Origin of the sequence: uncultured Citricoccus sp., from assembly GCF_937871995.1 — a bacterium.
GTDB lineage: Bacteria > Actinomycetota > Actinomycetes > Actinomycetales > Micrococcaceae > Citricoccus.
This window is the reverse complement of the sequence record NZ_CALMQR010000064.1, coordinates 1-3,760: the sequence shown is the minus strand read 5'-3', so window position 1 is coordinate 3,760 and position 3,760 is coordinate 1. Positions and strand designations below refer to the sequence as shown.

Below are 3,760 nucleotides of genomic sequence, written 5' to 3'. Positions count from 1 at the left end.
ACCCGCTCCAGGTGGGCCATGCCGTTGAGCAGGGGCAGGATGGTGGTGTCCGGTCCCACGACCGGGGCGATGTCCTCCAAGGCCTGCTCCAGGGACCAGGCCTTGGTCATGAGCAGGATCAGGTCGTAGGGACCGTCCAGTTCACCTGCGGTCACCGCCCGGACCGGGACGGTCAGGTCGTAACCGGGCCCGCAACCGCGCAACCCGTCCCGTAATTGTTCGGCCCGGTGCGGGCGGACCAGGAAGGTCACGTCCCGGCCGGCCTGGATCAGGCGCGTCCCGAAGTACCCGCCGGTGGCTCCGGCTCCGACGATCAGAATCTTCATCATGGCTTCTCCCTAGGTGCATCGAGACGTGCTGTGGTGGGGGTCAGGCGCGGTGGGGCGGTGCCCTCATCGGGCCCGGCGGCAGCAGGCCGCGCGGCCGATTGGTCGACCTTCGCGTCGGGCGGGGTGTGGGTCTGCGGGGTCTTTCCCGTTGACCGGGCACCGGGTCCTACGCCGGCGTGTGCGTTCTGCCGGTCGTCGCTCGGCGACGGGCTGGGCGGGGCCGCCTCGTAGGTCCCGTTATCGAGGACGTATCGCTGCATGGCGCGCTGAGCACCGACCGTCATGAGCTTCTCCAGAGGCCCCCGGCCAAACCACCGGGTCCAGGCCAGGGCGAACACCACCGCCACGGAGAGGTGGACGACGTACCACAGCACCGGGTTGTCATAATGGAGTTCAAGGCTCAGCGCAATCATGTGCGCGGTGTAGACGCTCATGGTCATCGCGCCCATCGCGGTCAGCGGGTACAGCCACCGGCCGAATCGGCGGGCCACCAGCAACACCACGCCCAGCACGAGCATGGCCATGCCCAGGCTCGAAGCGATGGCGAAGGGGGTGTTGGAGTGGGGGGTCGCGATGGCCAGCCACCACCACGAGGTGTCGGGCAACACCTCCGGGGCCACCATCAGTGCCGCGTCCACCATGTCCTTGCTCGCTCCAGGGGTGTCCAGCAACGCCTGGTACCCCCCGGCGTTCTGGAGCAACACGTGCGAGACAGTGTTGGCCAGGATGAACAGGCCCGCCCCGACGCCGGCGATCCACACCTGGACCCGGGTGCTGTCAAGCTGCAGCCGGCCCAGTCCCAGACCGACCAGGACAAAGGCCATGTAGGCCAGCGCCGGATACGTGCCGGTGAGCAGCAACTCGGCCACGACTCCGACCGGCTCGGTGAACAGGGTCACCACGGTGTGTTCGTACACGGAGGTCTCCGGCAGCACCGGGTACAACCGTTGCATCAACACCGGGGTGATGATCCCGCACGCCGCTGCCACGAGGAACAGGGTCCGCGGCCGCAAACGGAAACACGGGATCGCCAACAGGAAATACACGGCGAAGTAGAGCAGGATGCCGTTGGCCGGTGGGTCGGCCGGCATGAGCATCGCGATCAGCAGGCCGGTCAGTCCTACCAGCACCGCGCGCACCGCCACCCCGGCCCGGTCCGCGGCCATCCGCCGGCCCTCGTGCGGGCTCCGTCCTCCGGTGAGCAGGGCCAGGCCCACCCCGGCCAGCATGACAAACAGGGCGGCCGAGTCCCCGGCGAAGAGTTCGTGGGCCAGAGTGGCCTGCCCGGTGTCCTCATTGGCAACGGGGAACACGTGGGCAGCCAACAGGCCGATCAACGCCAACCCGCGCGCGGCGTCGATTCCGACAACGCGTTTGGACGGCTTAGCGTCGACGGCTGTGGCGTGGCTGTGCGCAGTCTGTGGCATGCGCAGTAACCTATGCGGCGGTCCGCCCCCGAGAACAGATTCCGTCATACTCGACTGCCGCCGGAATGTCACATCCACTTCCGGCAGGACCACCCGGTCATCACTCATGTTGAGTCCGGCCGGCCCGCCCCGGTTCGCAGGGTCTCGCTCGTCCCCGGTTCTGGGCCCGGGTCCCAGCCCCACGGCGCCCCACGTCAGGGCCGGGTCTTCCGTCCGACGCCCGAGAGCGCGCGATGGGTGGTGGCGCTCCCGGGGTCGGTCACTGGCGAAACCTGCGGCAGGCGCTATGAGAACGGCGTGGGCCGGGACCATTCAGGTCCCGGCCCACGCCGTGTGTCACATGATGATCCGCAGTGGATCAGTGGGCGTGATCGCCCTTCGAGTACTCGAAGACCCATCCGACCACGAAGTACAGCCCCAGGCCGACGCCGACGAAGAAGATCCACCAGCCGACGGCCAGGCCGAGGACGAGCCCGGCGCAGGAGATGCCGAGGCCGAGAGGCCACCAGCTCCACGGCGCGAACCGGCCGTAGGTGCCCGCGTACTCGGCGATGTCCCCGTCCTCACGGTCATCCGCCCCGAGGCCGAAGCGACGGTCGGTGAGGTAGAGGTAGATGGCGATCATCAGGCCGAGGCCGCCCAGGGCGTACAGCGCCGGGATACCGGCCCACTCGGACCACTGCACCCAGACCCCGTAGATGGTGGCGACGATGACGAAGAAGACACCCAGGATGGTGAACAGCTTGACGTTGGTTCTCACTTGGCAGCCGCCATCTCTCCGAAGACCTCGGGCTCATGCTGCGGGGAGGTGGGCAGCAGTTCGGGGTGGTGCAGGTCCAGTGCCGGACGCTCCGAGCGGATGCGCGGCAGCGAATGGAAGTTGTGCCGCGGCGGCGGGCAGGAGGTGGCCCACTCGAGCGAGCCACCGAAGCCCCAGGGATCGTCCACGGTGACCTTCCGGCCCTTGCGCGCCGTGATGTAGACGTTCCAGAAGAACGGGATCAGCGAGGCACCCAGGATGAAGGAGAACACGGTGGAGAACTGGTTCATCAGGGTGAAGCCGTCCTCGACCATGTAGTCCGCGTAACGGCGCGGCATGCCCATGACGCCCAGCCAGTGCTGGATGAGGAACGTGCCGTGGAAGCCGACGAACAGCATCCAGAACTGGATCTTGCCCAGGCGCTCGTTGAGCATCTTGCCGGTGAACTTGGGCCACCAGAAGAAGAACCCTGCGAACATCGCGAACACCACGGTGCCGAAGACCACGTAGTGGAAGTGAGCGACCACGAAGTACGTGTCCGAGACGTGGAAGTCCAGCGGCGGGGAGGCCAGGATGACGCCGGTGAGGCCACCGAACAGGAAGGTCACCATGAAGCCGAGCGTCCACAGCATGGGGGTCTCGAAGGTGAGCGAACCCCGCCACATGGTGCCGATCCAGTTGACGAACTTCACGCCGGTGGGGACCGCGATCAGCATGGTCATCAGCGAGAAGAACGGCAGCAGCACGGAACCGGTGACGTACATGTGGTGGGCCCACACGGTCACGGACAGCGCGGCGATCGCGGTGGTGGCGAACACCAGCGACTTGTAGCCGAAGATCGGCTTCCGGCTGAACACCGGGATGATCTCCGAGACGATGCCGAAGAACGGCAGGGCGATGATGTAGACCTCCGGGTGGCCGAAGAACCAGAACAGGTGCTGCCACAGGATGGCGCCGCCGTTCTCCGGGTCGAAGACGTGTCCGCCGAAGCGGCGGTCCATGCCCAGCGCCGCGAGGGCGGAGGCCAGCGGCGGGAACGCCATGATGACCAGGATGCCGGTGATCAGGGTGTTCCAGGTGAAGATCGGCATGCGCCACATGGTCATGCCCGGGGCGCGCATGGTCAGGATGGTGGTGATGAAGTTGACGCCACCCATGATGGTGCCGAAGCCCTGCAGGAACAGGCCGAAGACCCAGAGGTCACCGCCCACGCCCGGCGAGTACGTGGTGTTCGACAGGGGCGC

Annotated in this window: 4 protein-coding genes; all 4 read right to left on the bottom strand. The window is 67.1% G+C overall.

The annotated features are described in order from the left end of the window. A partial coding sequence (locus Q0283_RS07190; protein WP_298044041.1) for a ketopantoate reductase family protein occupies positions 1-329 on the bottom strand: 329 nt, incomplete at its 3' end. Then, positions 326-1,756 (bottom strand): heparan-alpha-glucosaminide N-acetyltransferase domain-containing protein, encoded by a 1,431-nt coding sequence (locus tag Q0283_RS07185; protein WP_298044040.1) that lies wholly within the window; start codon positions 1,754-1,756, stop codon positions 326-328. The genes Q0283_RS07185 and Q0283_RS07190, both read right to left, overlap by 4 nt. Positions 1,757-2,114: 358 nt before the next feature. Then, positions 2,115-2,516, bottom strand: coding sequence for a cytochrome c oxidase subunit 4 (locus Q0283_RS07180; protein WP_010145806.1), 402 nt, complete (start codon positions 2,514-2,516; stop codon positions 2,115-2,117). Next, a partial coding sequence (locus tag Q0283_RS07175) for a cbb3-type cytochrome c oxidase subunit I (protein ID WP_298044039.1) occupies positions 2,513-3,760 on the bottom strand: 1,248 nt, incomplete at its 5' end. The genes Q0283_RS07180 and Q0283_RS07175, both read right to left, overlap by 4 nt.